Origin of the sequence: Lysinibacillus sp. NPDC056185, from assembly GCF_047737915.1 — a bacterium.
GTDB lineage: Bacteria > Bacillota > Bacilli > Bacillales_A > Planococcaceae > Lysinibacillus.
In genome coordinates, this window is sequence record NZ_JBLLLQ010000007.1 from 30,231 (window position 1) to 48,367 (window position 18,137).

Consider the following 18,137-nt stretch of genomic DNA (forward strand, 5'->3'; position numbering starts at 1 on the left):
CTCATAATTCTCAGGTTTTATTACTAAACTATATTCAAAAGAGAATTTAAATTAACGCTTTACCGAATGCTTTTACAACATCTTCCCCATCTAAGTTTGAGATTGGTTTATCCATTGCAACACTTATCAAGTTCAGTAACGATTTTGCTCTTTTGATAAAATATTCTTCGAAATTATCATTTTTCAAATCTTCAATACTAATTAAATGTGTTTCAAGATAATTATTTAGATTTTTTTCAGTTACTCGATTATCAATTATAATTTTTTGAGAATATTTACTTGGTGCAGAACCACCAATTCCTCGATTTGTTTTAGCAAATAATGGGGTTTTATTCACAACGGAATTCCATTTTCGTTTTTCTAACTTGTTATCCTCACAATATTTACGAGGGAATATATGATGTATATCTGTACTTTCATCTAAAAATGTAGTAAAGTCCATTGAGCTACCTGTAATGAAGTCTAAACAACCCTTTTTTAGTATTAGTGCATTTACTCCTTTATACGCAGCACTTAACCGAGATTGTAAAGAAAGTAATCTGGTAGGTTGGAAGTATGCTCGTTGTACAGTATCTGGTTCTTTTCCTCCATCAATCCATTCCATCATTCCAGAAACATCCGTAGCAAATCTAGTTTCATTTGCTCCTCCATACATCTCACCAAATACACCACACCAATACCAACTAGATATTTTTTGTTTCACTGTGCTATCCTGTGCTTTGCTTTTAAGTACCGTGAACATAACCGATAATGGGATTAATTGAGTACTGTATGGTAAATCACGTGCAGTAAAAATCCGTTGTTCCTTCAAAAAGTTAGCCGCTTGAATAAAGCCTTCCATTAAATCCTCTGAATACTTTTGATATTTCTCTAAGGTTAGTTTTAAAACATCACGTTTTTTACAACTTATTGCTTCCCCACCATTTTTACGAACATAATAGCGATCTAAAAGCGTTATCGCAGTTAAAAAATCTGATGAAGATACTACTTTTAGTAGTGCTTGATCTTGATTTGCATACGATAAAGCAGACAAATCGATCATTTTTTTCATTCGTTCTTCCCAATCTTTTCGAAGTTCAAAATTATCTGCAGCAAAAGTAGCTGTTACCAATTCAAAAACAGTTAACGAGACTCCGCCAGTATTTACATTTTCAAAAACTTGGCAAACGGCATCTTTAGGTGTATTTTTTCCTAAAGTAATAACTGGCACTTTATACGTTTGAATTGGTACTAGTACTTCTTTGTTAAATTCTATATAATCTTGAAAGATTAAAGGGTCGTAATTATAGAATTTTTGATACTCACTCATCCACATCATGCATTCCACAGAATCATAGACAATGTTTAATGGAAACATTTTATTAGCAAATTCTTTCTCTCGCGTACTAACATCTAGCTCTATATCTCGCCCAAAATTTGTTCGGATAATTTTATCTTCTGGAACAGAAATTACTGCATCTACACGGTCCGTTGTACTATTCAAGCTTTTTTCAATATCTAAATAATAATAGCGTTGGATTTCTTTATTTTTTTCAGTGCGCGTTTGTACCGGTTTTCTCGAATATAAAGAGTTAAAAATTGACGTCATCCTTTGCTGTCCATCCAAGACTAAAATTTCTGGACTATCTGCTGCATTAGCACCTGTAAACGGGCGATATTTAAAACGAATTTCACCATTTTCACTAAACTCCAAAAACATCAATGCTCCAACAGGGTATGCATTTGAAATACTTGCGATTAATGCTTTTATACGATGATCATCCCAAACCCATCCACGCTGGAAATCTGGTAGTTGAATTTGTCCATTCTCTATATTTTTTAAAATATCTACAATTGCTGTATCGTTTGACTTAAATGTGCTACTCATTTTAATCTCCTTTTTTCATCTTATTATATCTTTCTTAAAAATAACTTGATTTCCCAATTGAATTGATTGAGTTTTGTAACCAGCGTCAACCCAAGAGTACGCTTGTGTATGAGAACCAATATTATTACTCCACCAAGCAGAATATTTATATGCTGAGTCGGGAAGTTTGAAACCTAAAATCATTTCGATATTTCCAAAAGAAAGTGTAATACACTCTGAACCATTTGATTTTAAAAATTGTTGTAGTTGCAAATACTTTTCCCCACGCATTATATCCCTCCTCCGGTATTAAATCACACAAACTCTAAATGTGGACGCTTCCCTTACATAAAAGGTAAATGTTTAACGTAAATATTTCCTATATTTATGGCTGACTTCAAGACCAATAAAACACTCAGGATGTGTTCTTTCTTCCAATAAGCTGTTTAATCTCCAATTCTACTTCTTATCAATATGCCCTAAAAATGGCATTAAATTATATTTTTTCCTTATGCCTATATTATACATAATATTAAGTCCCACATCTTATACAATTATCGTAAAATAAAAATATAGATTTTTTTATATTAATACAAAGGAATGACTCACTTGCAAATACCTACTTATGAACAATTTATGTATCCTTTTTTAGACTATCTAAAAGATGAAAATGAGCATACATTGAAAGAATTAAATTTTTACCTCAATATTTTAATTTATCAGAAGAACAAGTAGAAGAACTTCTCCCTATTGGAAATCAAACAGTTGTTGTTAATCGAATAGGTTGGGCACGTACTTATCTTAAAAATGCTGGTCTCATTAGTAGTCCAAAACGTGCTGTATTTAAAATTACACCAGAAGGCTTAAAACTTCTTCAAGATTCGTCTGATAAAGAAATCAATCAGAGAGTATTAGAACGTTACCCCCAATTTTTAGAATTTAAAAATCGTACTAAACCTTCCACAGATTCTGATATAAAAACAGTTTTTTCTGAGGATTCCAGAACCCCATTAGAAATGATGAATGAAAACTATCTAATCTTAAAGCAGTCATTGCAAACCGAACTATTAGAAAAAATTATGGAATGCTCCCCTCAATTCTTTGAGCAATTGATTGTAAACTTAATAGTAGCAATGGGTTACGGAGGGTCGATTTCAGATGCTGGGAAAGCAGTAGGAAAATCTGGTGATGGTGGAATAGATGGCATTGTGAAAGAAGATGTCCTAGGATTAGATAAAATCTACTTACAGGGAAAACGTTGGTCAAATCCTGTTTCAAGACCCGATATCCAAGCATTTGTAGGAAGCTTAGTAGGCTTTAAAGCAAACAAAGGGATTTTCATCACTACATCTCGCTTTACAAAAGAAGCAATTGAATATTCCGAGAGTATCGATAAATCATTAATTTTAATTGATGGAATGAAACTAACTGAGCTAATGTTTTTATACAATGTTGGTGTGTCGAATGTTCAAACGTTTACAATTAAGCGGATGGATTTGGACTTTTTTGAGGAGAGTTAATAACAAGAAAATGCAGCGAGCTTCATACGAAGATTGCTGCATTTTTTGCGGTATATCAATATACGTTTCTTAAAGTATACTTTTATTTCGCATAATATTCCTCTCAAATAAAGATTTATAATTCAGCTTTAGCTTCCTTTATAGAAACCTCAAAATAAAGTTCATCAACAATACTTGCAAGCTCATAAATTATCTCACTATCCTTATTAATAAATATACTAGTATAGATATTTACTATAGGATTTATACTAATAATGAAAAAAATACTACTAAGTGATATTGTAGCAATTAATGGTTTTAAACTATCATTCGTTAAAAGACTTAATGCAAAAATAATAATTGCTACAACCATAGCTAAATAGGGGTTTAAGTCATACTTTTTATATTTTTTCTCACTTTTCTCTTTTAAAATAATTGATAGCTCTCTAAATTGATCAGAAAGGATAAACCCCCTCTCCTTTAAGTAATACGCTATGTAATCTTTTAATTTCTCTTTATAATTTAACCAACTTATTTTAAGTGAATTATCAACTTTTTTGTTAATTTTCAACAGTATAATCACTAAGATTATTTCAAGTAGTAAAAACCAATTGCTTAATTCTAAAATTAAAAAGAAGCTTATAATTGTACTGAACAATAGTACAAAAAAACTTATAGTTAATGGTATTCCAACTACCTCATATCCTTTTTTAAGTATCTTTTTCCTATATTTTTTATAGTCTTCTATAATATTATCAATCATTTAGGGCTTCCTTTCATAGTACGAGAATTATTAAATATGCTGACTTTCACTAGTGTCGCACAAAACAATTCTGAATTTTCCGTTTTTAGAAATTCGGTGATTTGAATCTACTAGATTATATCAATGAATTTTGAAACACGGTTTAATCCATCGTCGCACATAGAGCTAGATATTAGTGATTAGTTTAATTTATTGTATTAACTGTCCACATGGTGAAATTCTCTGAACATAAAAAGCTCAATAGTCATGTTTATCTCCCTCATATCTATTGAGCTTTTTAATTGTCTCTTTAAAATTATGATTAATTTTTCAAACTTTCTACTTGAAGTTCTAATAATCGTTCTCGTAGTGCTTCATCACTAGCATAAATATATAGTCCTTCAATTCCCCGTTTCATAAGCACATTCATGGAATTAAGAATAATCTTTTCTTTTGCTTGTTTAACATTTTCTATACCTTCAATTCCTGCAAATGCACCTACATCTTTGTAATTCTCAGGTATTATTACTAAACAATCGGATTGCTTATCGTATGTTATAGATGGTCCTAGGATTACACCAACATAGTTTAAATCAAAACCTTGAATAGTATAGATTGAGCCTGCTTCTTTTATAGTAGAATCTTTTTCTGCCCAGGTATATTTCCCATCGGTTATGTTCCACGGAATTTTGTAATTACCCTTATCTTCCGATATATAATAGATCCCGCCATCTTTCTTATGTAAATAATCAAATGTTGAAACAACTCGACTTAAACCATAATCATTATTCTTTTCAATAATTGCTTCATGCATTGTTAGTAAAGAATCAAATATCTTCAACTCAAATTCTTTATCGTTAGGAATAGGAGAAATCTTTTTATTTTTAAAATGATCAATCCATTCAATTACCTCTTCGTTTGCTCTCATGCGGAATTGATTTTTTAATTCGTATTTTTCATAATCACTTTGTTGCATTAAAGCATCCAAAGTAGCTTCCTTCCAAAAGCTTTCAAGTTTCAATACTTGGCTTTCATCATAAACAACTACAACGATTTTCGCCAACTTCATAAGCTCTTCAAGCTGATTATTGTCTGTAAAATTATTATATGTATCTGGCCTAGTTAACAATAAATGTCCTTCATCCACTAATATAATGTCAGCTTTTTCGCCTGATTTTTTTAAACGATTAATTAAAGGTGTTGGTCTATCAAAATTTTTAGCTTTTAAAAACTTTAACTTAGAAGCTATATTTTTATATGTTTTGAGCATCTCATCATGGTTAACAACTAAATAATTTTCTGAGTTATATAACTGTGATGTAATATCTGTAGACAGCTCTTGTATAGTATTAAATATAGAACTTAATACAACACTTTTACCTGCTCCCGCTTCACCTTGAATCAAGAATAAAAATGACTTATCTTCTTCTGAACGAGAAATATTTTGCTCGCAAATTTCAATAACTTTTTCCTTTAACTCTAATTGTCCAACTGACAATTCCTTAAAAGGTGAAAGCTTAAAAACGTCACGGTTTTCAATTATATGCTGTTCATTATTAACTATCCCTTGATTTACTAGACGTTGCCAAATTTCTTTAAAAATATCACGATCATAAAACTTTTTATTGAAGTAATTATGTGAAATATTATTTACCGTTTGGCTCTTATTTTGTAGCTTATATTTTTGGTCTCCCAGAAAATAATTAATAAGCTTCGTTTCTAAGTGAAACGTTGCAGAACGATTAAACTCCTCATGATGAATTAAATGCATCTCATCTAATCTCTGACGTTCTTTTGTTTTTAAATGTGAACGCATCCGATTTTTGAAAGCCACTGTTTCCCCAATGTATGCCTCTTTTTGATCCTTTAAAAGATAAATGACTGGATAATTTAAATAGCTTTCTTTGTTATTGATACTTTTTAAGCTTTTTTCATTAAATGGCCATGTATTAATTTCAACTGTATTCACCTTAATGTCACCTTACTTACGAAATAGATAAACTTATTTTAGCATATTAATAAAGCTAGTTTGTTTTACTGTTAAATCAGAATATGCGCATTAGTAGTATGATTGAATAACCCTATTTATCTTTGAAATTTTATAACTCATTTATTGTTCTCCACTCGTGTCCCATATACATCAATTGTTGATATATATGTGCATACTTATGTGCCAACAAATCACTTACTGAGTTATAACTACTAAAGTCATTATCTATTTCCATTTTCATCTCTCGATTCTTGCCTACACCATAAACACGGACTAGCCACATTTCATCCTTATACTGAATGAATTTCTCCAATTCAGGGTAAGAAAATGGATAGACAGCGCTTGTTCTTGTTGATGTTGTACCTTTCACTTCTATTTTAATTGGTCTTGGAGGAGACTGTGGTTGTAAATATTAGAGTACTCGATTTTCGATGCCTCTTCCTGGGAGTGTCCATGTAAATAATCGAAGTGAATCGGTATGTACATACACTTTTGCTTTCTAATTTATCTCTGTATAATTTAAATCACTAGTGCTAATACTCCAATTAACATTGATTACTGTGGTAATCTGCTTCTTAGGATTAAATTTCCGATGAGAGTTGGAATAAACTTCCACTACAGGATCGTTACTAAAACATTCTTTTACTAATACAAGATGATAATCTTCTTGTTTTTCTGAAGCTATAGACCACTCTTTATCTGTAAACAATACACCTCCATTATCTCCCGATAAACCTTTCACTTCAAATACATGGCCAGAATTTTCAACCTCAAAATCATACCCACATCCTAAATCACGCGTATCCACCAAAACATTATTGGGATAATATTTAGCAAACCAATTTATAAAAAATGCTTCAGCTTTTTTCCCGTTATACCACGTGTTGTATAAGTAGATGTTTTTTTAGGAACATTTTCAGGTAATAAAAGTACTGCCCTTGATGATGCTTCATCTAATAAATCCAAGACAACGGCTCTTAGTGCTTCCTCACTCAAATGATCAAATGCATCAACAATTTTTAAGTTACTTTTGCTTAACTCTACTTGATGCCAACCTGCCCGATGTCCAAATAACGGATCAAAATCATCTCTCCGATTCTTTACACTATTTCTCTTATAACCTAGCTTTTTACCTATTTCTTCATGTGCCTGATTAATTTTAGAATATCCAAGATTCGCATAGGCTACCCTATCAAACTTAGCTAAATAGAATGCTGTAATTAATAATTTTTCTTTTTTATCCATCCGATATACCTCTTTAAATTCCAATTAATATTCTACTATATTAGTATAAGTTAAATATTTCATATTTTAGAAGTTTAATATTGAGATATTATAAGACCTGATGTGAAAAATTTTATAAAATTTTCACATCCATCTCTTTGCCCCTTCACTTATATAACTATTGAACGTATATTTCGTTACAAACAATTTTCATTCCATAAAAAAACATATTCATTTTATCTGAATATGCCTATCGAATTTTAGTGTATTATGTACTTCTACTGTTTTAAAATGAAAGTAACCGTTGACTCATAAATCCCACATCTAAAAAAAGACATGCTCTTTCTCAAGAACATGTCTTCTAAAATTGCCTTTATTTATAATAAGGTTCTTCGTGATAATGTCTAAGCAGTATTTCTTAATTTTTAATAAACCTAAATTCTCCTATTAATAAAAAAACGCTAAACCGTACTTTCCATCCGAATGCTTAATAATTTGTGCATATGTTTCATCGACATGTAAAACCGATTTCGTCATCATGGTTGATTTCATTTGTTCCTAAACAGGTAATAACCAATCTAGCTACGCGAATGACCCAGTTTTGAAAGTCCACAACGTTCCCACTCCCTTACCTGACGGCGAATAGGTACGTATTGGACAATTTTTTTACCAGAACGCTCGGACCTACAACAACTACCTTGAATGGTAGATTACGGTACTTCCTCACGTCCACGCCATATAAAATTAACTACTATAATATTTACTCGTCAATTAATTGCTTGCTACATAAACCTCCATTGAATCCTTAACGGTCAAATAAGTAGCAATAATTTTTATTCCTTTATCATTATAATATGACTCATTTAAATCGAAATATAGAGAACTATTTATTTTCTCGTGTGTAGGCAAAAATAATGCATTATATGTTTCCCCGTCCACTTGTGATCGTAATATTGTATTATAAGCAATTTGTTTATAATCAATATTAGATAGACTTGTATAATATTTAGAATCTAATATATATTGATTATCTCCATCAATATAGTAATGATCTGGTTCTATTCTATGGTTTCCATTAGAATTATTTATATAAAATCTTCCTTTCGAAAAATTACGTTTAATATTTCGATTTTCTAAGTCGAAATTAGGAAAACCATCTTTTATGCCACTTAAATGTTTATTTAAAAATTCATTCACAACTGACTCCCAAACCAGTTCAAAGTTATAATGCTTAAATACAATATTTCCACCTTGATTCTTATTTTCGAAATATTCTATCAGCGCTTTAATTAATTTTTTTTCTTTATCTTTAAATAACCGAGTTGCGATTACTCGTAATTTACTTACTACATAATCTTTATTTTCAAAAGCTTCTTCGTGGATATTAATGTTTTGAACAGATTTTAAATTAATGAAACTAGAAAACACTCTGATAGTCTTGTTAATAACATATGCCATACACTCAGTTAAAAAAACTTCTTCAGTGTAATTTCTCTTTATATATAATGGACTGAATATTACATTCTTTTCATTTATAATTACTTGTGATTTTCTAATGGTATCTTTCCATGAAATTTTACCATTATTTCCCGGTTTAATTATAGTATTGGTTTCATGGTAAAGACCATAATTTTTAAAGTATTTATATACTTCAAAGAAAGCATTGAAAGGATAACTGGATTCAAAATATTCCATTTCGCCAATGTAATCGAGATTATAATTTATTTGTTTTTTTAATAATGTTTTAAATAAGAGTGCCATGTCACTATCATTTAACAATGGTATCCTAGCTGGATCAGTATAGTGTTTTGGAAGAACAACAAGTATATTATCATCTTTTATAACAAAACCTACGAAGTCCAGAACATCAGCTTTTACCCTTGAAGAATATCTTAAATTCCTTGAATGTGCTCTTAAATCAAATTTAGAAATTATTGCATCACTTACAATACTACCATCGAGTTGAAAAATCACGTTATTATACATAATAACCACCACATTTAATTCTAGTTTTCATCTGATTCATTTTCATTAATGATACTATCAATTACTTCTTTAGTATCAGTCTTAATATTTACCGATAAATTATCTAAAAAATCATCATTAAATACCTTTTGATCATTTTCGAATCTGTCATAAAGTATAGAAAAACTTACAATCTCATCATCAAATAGTTTCTTCCCGTTGAATGAAGTTCCATGAATATCACTCCATAAATATTGAAGTAGTTTATTTTTAATCTTTTCTTTATTTCTTCCAAAATCATCTGTAAATTTTATAAAGAATTGTCCTACTTGTTTATCTTCACCTAACTCCATTTCTTTAGTTATATAAGAATTCAATTCTTGATAGAAATCATGCCAACTAATACATTCCCTATCACCCGAACCCCTCGAAATCGGTATTTCAGGATTATTATACAAATTAGTTGGTCTAGTATTTACATACTCCCATTCGAATCGACGTTTGAAAGCTGTATCCATAACAAATACATTTTGGTCATTTGTATTAACAGTTGATAAGATAAATAGATTATTTGGCAAAAAGATTTTATTTGTTGATGCACCATATATCTCCTTAGCAATTAAGGGGTTACTAATACTATATTCTGACTTACCATCTTTTCTATCCAACAATTGGAACAAATCACCAAAAACAGCTGCTACATTAGCTCTTGATAGCTCCTCTAATACTAAATACACCGGATGATGACCGCTTTCTAACTCAATTGCTCTTTTCAAAGCTAATGTAAATACACCTGGCATAAATTCATAACTTGGACCATCTTCTTTAATAGTTGGCATAATTTGCCCCACAAAATCACTATATGTATATTCTGGATGTAATGTAGTTCTAAAAATATTTTGTGACTCTATTGAATTCAGATCTTCGAAGTCAGGATAATATTCTTTAATCTTTTTAGTAACTGCATAAGACTTACCTGTACCGGGCGCACCATAGTAAATTATATTGTGTTCCGAATTCATATCATTTATTACAGGTAAGTCACTTGCAACTTGGCTAGGTCTAACTTGCATATATTCTTTATATGAAGCTTCATTTTCTTTAGGCTTATCATTGATTGGAGTCCAAAAATCATTATAGGATACTATTTCCATTAACAATCTTTTATCGTCTCCAGATATTCCATCTAGTTTCAAAGTTATATTTTTACTTTTACTCTCAATTTGTATGAATGGCATTTTATTTAAATACTCTAAGAGTTGGGATATAAATCTATCTTCTGCCCCTCCTATTACTTCATATCCATCCAAGTCATGGCCAGCTAAAGTATCGTCCATCAGCTGAGTAAAGTTTTCTTCTAAATTAATTTCATCTTTTACAACAGCCTCATTTATTAAAATGTATCTAATAAACTCCTCTTCAGTTATAGTAGCACTTGTAGATTTTTCTACCATAGTTTTATAAAAAAGTAACTTTACTAATTGACGTAAAGGAGCTACTTGATAATTATTCTCCCATTGCAACTTCATTGCCTCTTCCTTTTTTACATTACGCGGGTTGGGGAATTGGAATTTTTTTATAAATTCCGCTAAAACATCCTTTACTTTTCCATTCAGGATTAATTCAACATTATAAGAATTTTTATATAGTCCCATATATAATTCATTCACTTGATACGATCCATTTTTAGCACCACTTAAGTCAAAAGCTTGATGATGCCAAATTCCGTTTTTTATATGGTTCGCAATAGATACTAGATAACTTTCAGCATTATCTACCCTTGTATCATTTGTAAAATGATATTTTAACAATTTTATTCCACCTTTCCAAATTACATATAAATTATCTCATAATTAAATAAGCAAAAAAAGACAGAGAAATCAAATTAAGGATTAATCTGTCTTTTTTATTATATTATATTCAACATTTTTATAAAATCATTAACCGCTAAAGCTATTGTTTTACCTAGTTTTGGTGGGACAGCGTTACCAATCATTTGATAAACAGCCCCTTGACTTCCAATAAATTCAAAATCATCATCAAATGATTGAATTCTTGCTGCTTCACGTGGGGTAATTGTCCTAGATTGGCTTGAATCATAATGAATGAATCGATTTCCATCTTTATATAAGTGCGCAATAATAGTAGTTCCCGGTAAACTCTTCCTCAATACATGGTATCTATGAATTGGTGACTTAGAACCCACAATTTCCTCATATAGATCACTTAGTCTCTTACTGTCTGTATACTCGTAATTACCTACTTCAATATCATTCGCTAAGAGTCTAAATATCCCCTTATCACGTTCGCTATGATACCTCGGTCTATGCCAACTTGCCTCTAATCCGGAATTTGGAATAGATTTATACGCAATTTTCTTTTTTATATCACTTTCAATTGGTTCAAATTTTTGAAGGTCTCCTATTGCTTCTTCAACAGTTACAAGCTCATCCACTTGATATTTCTCTAAAATATCTTTATAGAATCCTAATAAGTAGTTTTGAATTTTCTCTTCGTCATTGAAAAGGTTTTTTCTAATACCTAAAATAATTATTCGTTTTCTATTTTGAGGTACTCCATAGTCACTTGCATTAGAAAGAGCTACTCTCAAATCATCAATAATTTCATAACCAATATCAGCAAAACTTTGTCGAACTAAATCAGTAACTAGAACTTCTCCATTCCCTGGTTTGGCACTTAACATTCCAGGCACATTTTCAAATACAAATAGTTTTGGTTGGTAACGACTTACAACATTTAGATAATGTTCAAATAAATAATTTCGATAATCATTCACCATTCCATTTTTATCTCGAACTCGGCCAGCCAATGAATATGCTTGACATGGCGGACCACCTATAACTAAATCGATGCCATTCGCTTCTTCTACAAGTTTGTCCAAGCCTATACCGTTACCGAATTCTTTATCTTCAGACCACCCTTGAAACAATTCTTCTTCACGTTGGATGTCAAAATGTAGTACCTTTTTTTCAACATTCTCAACTCCCCATCTCTTACTTAAGCGGTTTCTTAATGTCTCAACTTGTGGCTTTAACCATTCTACTGCTCCAACTTCTTGATATAACTCACTCTGTAGAAAACCATCAGATAGTCCTCCACAACCTGCGAATAAATCTATATATTTTATCTTCATGTTTTAACTATTCTTCCCTTTCCAGTAACTTTTTTATTTGTAATGCAACAGCCTTACCTAATAAAGGAGGAACAGCATTTCCGACTTGTCTATACTGCTGGGATTTATTCCCATAAAAAATAAAGTCATCTGGGAAACTTTGTAGACGTGCACTTTCACGAACAGTAGGTACTCTATTCCACTTATAATGGAAGTGAGAACGATGTCCTGTATTTATTGTAAGTGATGGTTTTTTACTATGGTATCTAGTCAATGCCTCATTATACTTAAACATTGTGTTATAAGGACTTGGCAATGATTTATAATTTTTACCTTCCGGAACCATAGAAATTAAATGAACTGTTTTTTCCTCATGGAGCGTCCCTAAATGATTATTTAACTTATCAGCATTGCTTCTCATCACTTCTTGATACATTGATAATGGTTTCGTTTCATAGTCTGAAATTTCATTTCCAATTTGATTTTCCAATGCTGGCAAATCAGAGATTGCTTCTTCACAAGTTATAAAATTTTCTGGATCAACAAATGGTTTTGGATATTCAAATTCACCGTATTCTGGCAACACTCCAACAAAAAATACTCGTTTGCGTATTTGTGGTACTCCATACTCAGGGGCATACAATACTTTATTTTTCATTTTATACCCCAAATCACCAAAATCATCCATTATCCTCTGAGCACCCTTACCTTGAAACAAAGTTAACAATCCTGGTACATTTTCTAAAATTACAACTTTAGGCTTAGCCATTGCAGCGAACTTCACCATTGCTTCATAAAGGGTATTTCGATCATCATTTTCTTCTCGGGGGCCTGCTAAAGAATATCCTTGGCAAGGTGGGCCTCCAACCAATACATCTATTTGTACTTCTTTTTTATTTAGATAGTCCATTATTAAATTTAAATTCTCATGATTAAACAAATCTAACTTCATTACATCTGCATCACCATGATTAGCTTTAAAAGTTTTTAAGGCTGCATCATCTGCGTCAACACCAAGTACAACGTTAAAACCAGCATCCATAAAACCTCTTGAAAGGCCCCCTGCTCCAGAAAACAAATCTAGTACTTTTAATGTTCGAACGCTTTTATCAGCACTTGTGTTTTTTTCTATTTGATTTATTCCATATTCTAAACACTCTCGTATTCTATCCTGTATCGAGTTTCCTGGAAAAAATAAACTCAATTGTTCATATGTAGTTTCCGGAATTTTCACTTTTACATTTTTACCTTCAATAGAACTTCTTCCAGCACCGATTCTCGTTCCACCTCTACTCATTTCTTACAACACTCCTACATTGATTAAAGTCACTTTTTTCAATATAGATTTTATCAAACAGAAATAAGATTGTAAATGTTACTGCTCTAATAACTATTTCGATGAATTATTCCGATTTTCTCCATCTTTATATATATTATTTAAATGGATGAAAACTAAGTTTTCCTATCGCCAAGATATATATTTCACACAGTGTTAGCAATCGCGAAAATGCATATTGCTGCAAGTGCAGAAGAAGCCTAAATTGAAGGAAATTAAAACACACAAACTGCGAACGTTTTACTTATTAATATAACAATGTGAGGAATTTATACAGTTACAATAGTGGGACATCATACAACTAAAGATGCAGATCCGATTACTCCCCAATGAAATAATATCAATTATTTCTTAAACTGACTCCCAATTTGATTGCCATTGAATGCTACTACCTGAATCAGAGCTCTAAAAACACAAAAAGCGAAAACCCTTGTGTATCAAGGGCATTCGCTATGTTCGAAATCCTGTGACTTCAATGTATGGAGACGGCGGGAGTCGAACCAACCGTCTCATAAAATACTATAATATCAGTGTTTTTAAGGTTTTATAGCTACTATAGGAAATATTTTACCACGTTTAATGAAAAGTTAGTTTCATACGAACTATTTATTTCCTTATTTTCACAAAACCACTTTGTTTTGTGATTCAATATTCGATACATCATAATAATTACTCAATGCCTTTAAAAACTCTTCCTGTAAAGCCTCAATATCTAATAGCGGGCTCATTAATACTGGATAGGCTTTATTAAGCTCAAAAATAACTCGTCGGCCGTAACGTTCATCTTTTCCTAAATCAGGGCGATCCATTATTTTTCCTTTTAATAGTTCACTGATTCCTAAGTTATGAATAACCTCTAAAATCTTTACTAGAAATTCTCCATTTCTAAAAATTGAATACTTAATGATGTAGTTGTATATATCTAAGTTATCTACTATTAATTCGTAATATCGACCTTTAGAAAGCGTTAACTCTGTAGCATCTTCAATATATTCAACTGCTAAAATGCTTTTATAAATATAGTTTTCCCAGTCGAAACCTTTAATGACGATATTACCAAACTCGCGATAGCTTTCTAATACTTGAGGATATTTTCTAATGATATAATCACGCTTTTTTGTGATTAAAAGCGAATGCCAAAAACGTTCATTAAAATGAATATCACGTTCTAAATTCACATACGAACTTGCAATGGCTTGAAAGGCTGCTAAAAAATCCGTCTTTCTTTGTAATTCAGAGCCTTTCCCCATATAAATAGGGAAATCTGGGGCTTCCTCAATTTCAACCGTTTCTTCTGAGAAAAATAGATCATCTATTACCTCACCATTTTTGAATGCTATATAGAGTAACTCATCCTTTTTATAACCTTCTTTTAAAAGCTTAATCTTCATGTGTTACTAACTCCTTTACAGCTCTTACGTATTTCTCGATGATTTGATGTGATATACGTCCAATCACTTCATCAATATTATCCATATGTAGCTCTTCAACTGCTTTACTAATCATTAAGTTATATAGTTTAAAATCTAGCAAATCTTCTGGCTGCGTCATTTGTGGGAGTTCAACTACATCATCATCTTCATCAGCATAAGTACTAATGAAGCGTTCTAATGCTATGCGCATACCTGTATATAAATAAGGATTCATAAAAGCACTAGCTTTTGACATTGATTGAAATTGTATGTCTTCATCTCGGAAATGGATGATAATACATTCCGACCCTAACTCAAATTTAATCGCCGAGCTTAAATTTGGATTTAATCGTTTCTCAAACAAATCGAGAGGATTTTTCATACCGCCCTCAAATGTTACTATATTTGAAAAACCGATCATTGAAAACTTCGGAACTATAATCGATTGTTTTAACTGATCATAGAAACTATTTAATTCATGATTGTTTTCAAACCGAATATCCGATTTTGCAACTATATGAAGCTGAATGGAAGTGCGATTTGATAATGACATACGATTTTTTGCTATTTCTACTTGTAAATTATGTGGATCTAACGGGAAGAATTTAGTATCCTTTGACTGAATAACTAATAAATATTGAGCTTCTCCATTTCCCAGTAATGCTTCAACAAACCTTGAAGTTAGTTGAGTTGCAACTTTAAAACGGTAAAGGTCCCCGTCTTCTTTAAAACTTACTTTTATTGTAAAATCACTTTCTTCATATGTTAAAGTGTTTGATGAAAGAATAGGATAAGGGAAATTGGCATCTTTTTTATAAATCATGTTACACCTCTACGTAGTAAATAAATTTTAATGAACGGTTGTATTTCGGCTTGAGCGCAAGTTGTAAGTTAACAAGACCATTTTTAATCGATACATTTTTAATAGCATCTGATTCAATAACACATGAATTACTATTATTTTTATCAACGATATTGGAGTAATTTTCTTTCATATTAAACTCGCCAATATATTCTTTGCCCATTCCATCTATAATATTAAATTTCAAATTGCATTTTTTTGCTTTAGCTACTTCTGGGCTACCCGTCAAATTTAATTGAATAAATTCTTGATCATTTAATAAAAGACGTTCGACACGGTATGGATTAATTTTATATTCATCTTTTTGATCATCAGACGCGCTCTCATTTTCACCTTTGTCACGCGCTTTTCCTTTTTTTCGTACGCCACTATTTTTAGGTTTGCCTGTGCCACTATTTTCAGGTTTTTCACGCTTTACTTTTGCAGGAACTTTGTCGGTTGGATTACCCTCTTCACTCACCATAATATTTTTCCCATTTTTTATTTTCACAGTTCCAAACGATTGTGATAAATTTTCTTTGAAATCTAGCTCCATTGTATACAGTAGATCCGATGTATTAATTTTCCCATCTACTGGATTATGTTTTCGCATTTCTTCATCAATAACTTTTAAGATTTCTTTATTTAGATTGCTAATAAATTTCTTTGCAAGCTTTGTAAGTTCAGGATCTTTTAAATCATCACTTGATATTTTTGTATGTGATTCGTTTTCAAGTGATTTTAAATAATTGTCCTCATCTATTCCGCCTATTAACACAGCATTAAAAGGCTTAGTTGCATTATTTTTTACTGTAAAATCTTCAATCTTCATACCGATCGTTCGAATGATTCCGACTCGTCCTTTTGGAATACGTTCATCGTAATTAAAATATAAATTAAATTTAAATACTGTATTTGCATGAGGGATTTCAATTAAACGAGGCTGTTGATTTTTATATGTTTTTACATATAAAGGTGTAAATACTTTTTTCATTGATTCAATTTCTTGCACGTAATATTGGCTGTCTGTCACAATAGCATCGATCGTAGTGTCATCAATAACTAAATCATTCACATGCACTACTAACTTCTTCTCGATGATCGAAACAAAGAAGCTATCACACACCGCACGGATAATTTCATCCTCTCTATAGAAGCCCTTTCTTAAAAATGGAATGACGATTTTTAAACCACTTGTAGTCTTCTCAAAAACTTTGTCATAGTGATTTTCATACGGCATAAATTTCGTGCCTTCTAATTGCGCAAAATACCCTGTCGAGCGATAATAATCATCTCCAAATTTATGCTCAATTAGTTGAATCGTTCCTCCTAAATGCTGTTCCCCTCCGGCATCACAGTTTGCAAAAAACATCATATGTATATCAGAGGCTGCATTAGACGCTATTTTCCCTACTCCGTGAGATCCTCCACGTGAAGCTTCAAAAGATTCATCCTTCTCTTCAAAATGGACACCTTTGTTATACGCATATATTCCCCAAGTATGATCTTTCGAATTGCTCTGACCATACTTCGCTCCCGTTAACCCACGTGTATTACTATCTTCAAATGAAATATAGCGAACTTCTTCATCCATCATGGAAGCTTTCATATGATTGATTGTCTCTTTTGTATATCCATTACGGCCTTCTAAACTTTTAATACGTTGTACGATTGAAGTCATTCCCGGAATTGCCTGTCGGTTTACTGTGCCTAATTTAATTTTCACTTCAACCGGTTTATCCGATTCAGTCAGTCTTCCATCTAATGAATTTTGTATATTTTCACGTGTTAACCCTGCCACACCTAAACTATAAAAACGCTCTAAAATTTTATTGAAATTGGATTCCTCTATATTTGGTATTTTTGAAAATTGCCATTGGTTATCTGTTCCGTACATGCTGTGCACCTCATTTATCTGTATTTTATAGGTCATAAACAACCTCATTTATTCATGATTAATTTACCACTTTTCATTGATTCCAACTTCTAATTATAGAATAAATTACCTAATAGATAAATAACATACCTCATTTTCTATAATTCCCATGCTCTCCACTTTAGGTGAAAGATAATAAATGTTTACCATCTCCTTTAAGTGTGAACAGTCTTCAAAACATACTGATGAATGTGTGGCAAAGCTAAATAAGTT

The 18,137-nt window shown here is 31.4% G+C and carries 15 protein-coding genes and 1 pseudogene; 2 read left to right on the forward strand and 14 right to left on the reverse strand.

Annotated features, from left to right (window positions below; genetic code table 11):
• Window positions 1-46 precede the first annotated feature (46 nt).
• Window positions 47-1,867, reverse strand: a complete 1,821-nt coding sequence (locus ACMZ42_RS09170; RefSeq protein ID WP_415731249.1) for a DUF262 domain-containing protein — start codon at window positions 1,865-1,867, stop codon at window positions 47-49.
• A gap of 15 nt (window positions 1,868-1,882) precedes the next feature.
• Window positions 1,883-2,137 (reverse strand): hypothetical protein, encoded by a 255-nt coding sequence (locus ACMZ42_RS09175; RefSeq protein WP_415731250.1) that lies wholly within the window; start codon window positions 2,135-2,137, stop codon window positions 1,883-1,885.
• 458 nt (window positions 2,138-2,595) lie between these two features.
• Here ACMZ42_RS09175 and ACMZ42_RS09180 point away from each other — a divergent pair.
• Window positions 2,596-2,664: pseudogene (locus ACMZ42_RS09180) on the forward strand (hypothetical protein); the annotation flags it as partial.
• Window positions 2,665-2,862: 198 nt separating this feature from the next.
• Window positions 2,863-3,366 (forward strand): restriction endonuclease, encoded by a 504-nt coding sequence (locus tag ACMZ42_RS09185; protein ID WP_415731251.1) that lies wholly within the window; start codon window positions 2,863-2,865, stop codon window positions 3,364-3,366.
• 115 nt (window positions 3,367-3,481) lie between these two features.
• Here the strand turns inward: ACMZ42_RS09185 and ACMZ42_RS09190 are convergent, their stop codons facing one another.
• The 12 genes from ACMZ42_RS09190 to ACMZ42_RS09245 form a co-directional block, all read right to left on the reverse strand.
• Entirely contained in the window at window positions 3,482-4,108 is a 627-nt protein-coding gene (locus ACMZ42_RS09190) for a hypothetical protein (protein WP_415731252.1), read from the reverse strand.
• A gap of 301 nt (window positions 4,109-4,409) precedes the next feature.
• Window positions 4,410-6,056 carry a DUF2075 domain-containing protein gene (locus ACMZ42_RS09195; RefSeq protein WP_415731253.1) on the reverse strand — a complete coding sequence of 549 codons (1,647 nt, stop codon included), beginning with the start codon at window positions 6,054-6,056 and terminating at the stop codon, window positions 4,410-4,412.
• Window positions 6,057-6,186: 130 nt separating this feature from the next.
• Window positions 6,187-6,447, reverse strand: coding sequence for a hypothetical protein (locus tag ACMZ42_RS09200; protein WP_415731254.1), 261 nt, complete (start codon window positions 6,445-6,447; stop codon window positions 6,187-6,189).
• Between the two features lie 129 nt (window positions 6,448-6,576).
• Window positions 6,577-6,885 (reverse strand): protein NO VEIN domain-containing protein, encoded by a 309-nt coding sequence (locus tag ACMZ42_RS09205; RefSeq protein WP_415731255.1) that lies wholly within the window; start codon window positions 6,883-6,885, stop codon window positions 6,577-6,579.
• A 35-nt stretch (window positions 6,886-6,920) separates the two neighbouring features.
• The gene (locus ACMZ42_RS09210; protein ID WP_415731256.1) at window positions 6,921-7,322 is read right to left on the reverse strand and encodes a hypothetical protein; all 402 of its coding nucleotides are present in this window, start codon (window positions 7,320-7,322) and stop codon (window positions 6,921-6,923) included.
• Window positions 7,323-8,072: 750 nt separating this feature from the next.
• Window positions 8,073-9,287 carry a hypothetical protein gene (locus tag ACMZ42_RS09215; RefSeq protein ID WP_415731257.1) on the reverse strand — a complete coding sequence of 405 codons (1,215 nt, stop codon included), beginning with the start codon at window positions 9,285-9,287 and terminating at the stop codon, window positions 8,073-8,075.
• Between the two features lie 20 nt (window positions 9,288-9,307).
• Window positions 9,308-11,077, reverse strand: coding sequence for an AAA family ATPase (locus ACMZ42_RS09220; protein WP_415731258.1), 1,770 nt, complete (start codon window positions 11,075-11,077; stop codon window positions 9,308-9,310).
• A 98-nt stretch (window positions 11,078-11,175) separates the two neighbouring features.
• Window positions 11,176-12,420, reverse strand: coding sequence for a DNA cytosine methyltransferase (locus ACMZ42_RS09225; RefSeq protein WP_415731259.1), 1,245 nt, complete (start codon window positions 12,418-12,420; stop codon window positions 11,176-11,178).
• Window positions 12,421-12,427: 7 nt separating this feature from the next.
• Entirely contained in the window at window positions 12,428-13,696 is a 1,269-nt protein-coding gene (locus ACMZ42_RS09230) for a DNA cytosine methyltransferase (RefSeq protein ID WP_415731260.1), read from the reverse strand.
• A 659-nt stretch (window positions 13,697-14,355) separates the two neighbouring features.
• The gene (locus tag ACMZ42_RS09235; protein ID WP_415731261.1) at window positions 14,356-15,126 is read right to left on the reverse strand and encodes a hypothetical protein; all 771 of its coding nucleotides are present in this window, start codon (window positions 15,124-15,126) and stop codon (window positions 14,356-14,358) included.
• Complete coding sequence (locus ACMZ42_RS09240) at window positions 15,116-15,970, reverse strand: hypothetical protein (protein ID WP_415731262.1); 855 nt, start codon at window positions 15,968-15,970, stop codon at window positions 15,116-15,118. Before ACMZ42_RS09240 ends, ACMZ42_RS09235 begins: the two co-directional genes overlap by 11 nt.
• Before the next feature lies 1 nt (window position 15,971).
• On the reverse strand, window positions 15,972-17,921 hold the full coding sequence (locus tag ACMZ42_RS09245) for a hypothetical protein (RefSeq protein ID WP_415731263.1): 1,950 nt from the start codon (window positions 17,919-17,921) through the stop codon (window positions 15,972-15,974).
• Between the last annotated feature and the right edge of the window lie 216 nt (window positions 17,922-18,137).

Coding starts and splice junctions, on each gene's coding strand:
- ACMZ42_RS09175 (WP_415731250.1), bottom strand. CDS start 2,137: ATGCGTGGGGAAAAGTATTTGCAACTACAACAATTTTTAAAATCAAAT.
- ACMZ42_RS09230 (WP_415731260.1), bottom strand. CDS start 13,696: ATGAGTAGAGGTGGAACGAGAATCGGTGCTGGAAGAAGTTCTATTGAA.
- ACMZ42_RS09240 (WP_415731262.1), bottom strand. CDS start 15,970: ATGATTTATAAAAAAGATGCCAATTTCCCTTATCCTATTCTTTCATCA.
- ACMZ42_RS09225 (WP_415731259.1), bottom strand. CDS start 12,420: ATGAAGATAAAATATATAGATTTATTCGCAGGTTGTGGAGGACTATCT.
- ACMZ42_RS09210 (WP_415731256.1), bottom strand. CDS start 7,322: ATGGATAAAAAAGAAAAATTATTAATTACAGCATTCTATTTAGCTAAG.
- ACMZ42_RS09190 (WP_415731252.1), bottom strand. CDS start 4,108: ATGATTGATAATATTATAGAAGACTATAAAAAATATAGGAAAAAGATA.
- ACMZ42_RS09235 (WP_415731261.1), bottom strand. CDS start 15,126: ATGAAGATTAAGCTTTTAAAAGAAGGTTATAAAAAGGATGAGTTACTC.
- ACMZ42_RS09245 (WP_415731263.1), bottom strand. CDS start 17,921: ATGACCTATAAAATACAGATAAATGAGGTGCACAGCATGTACGGAACA.
- ACMZ42_RS09170 (WP_415731249.1), bottom strand. CDS start 1,867: ATGAGTAGCACATTTAAGTCAAACGATACAGCAATTGTAGATATTTTA.
- ACMZ42_RS09215 (WP_415731257.1), bottom strand. CDS start 9,287: ATGTATAATAACGTGATTTTTCAACTCGATGGTAGTATTGTAAGTGAT.
- ACMZ42_RS09185 (WP_415731251.1), top strand. CDS start 2,863: ATGATGAATGAAAACTATCTAATCTTAAAGCAGTCATTGCAAACCGAA.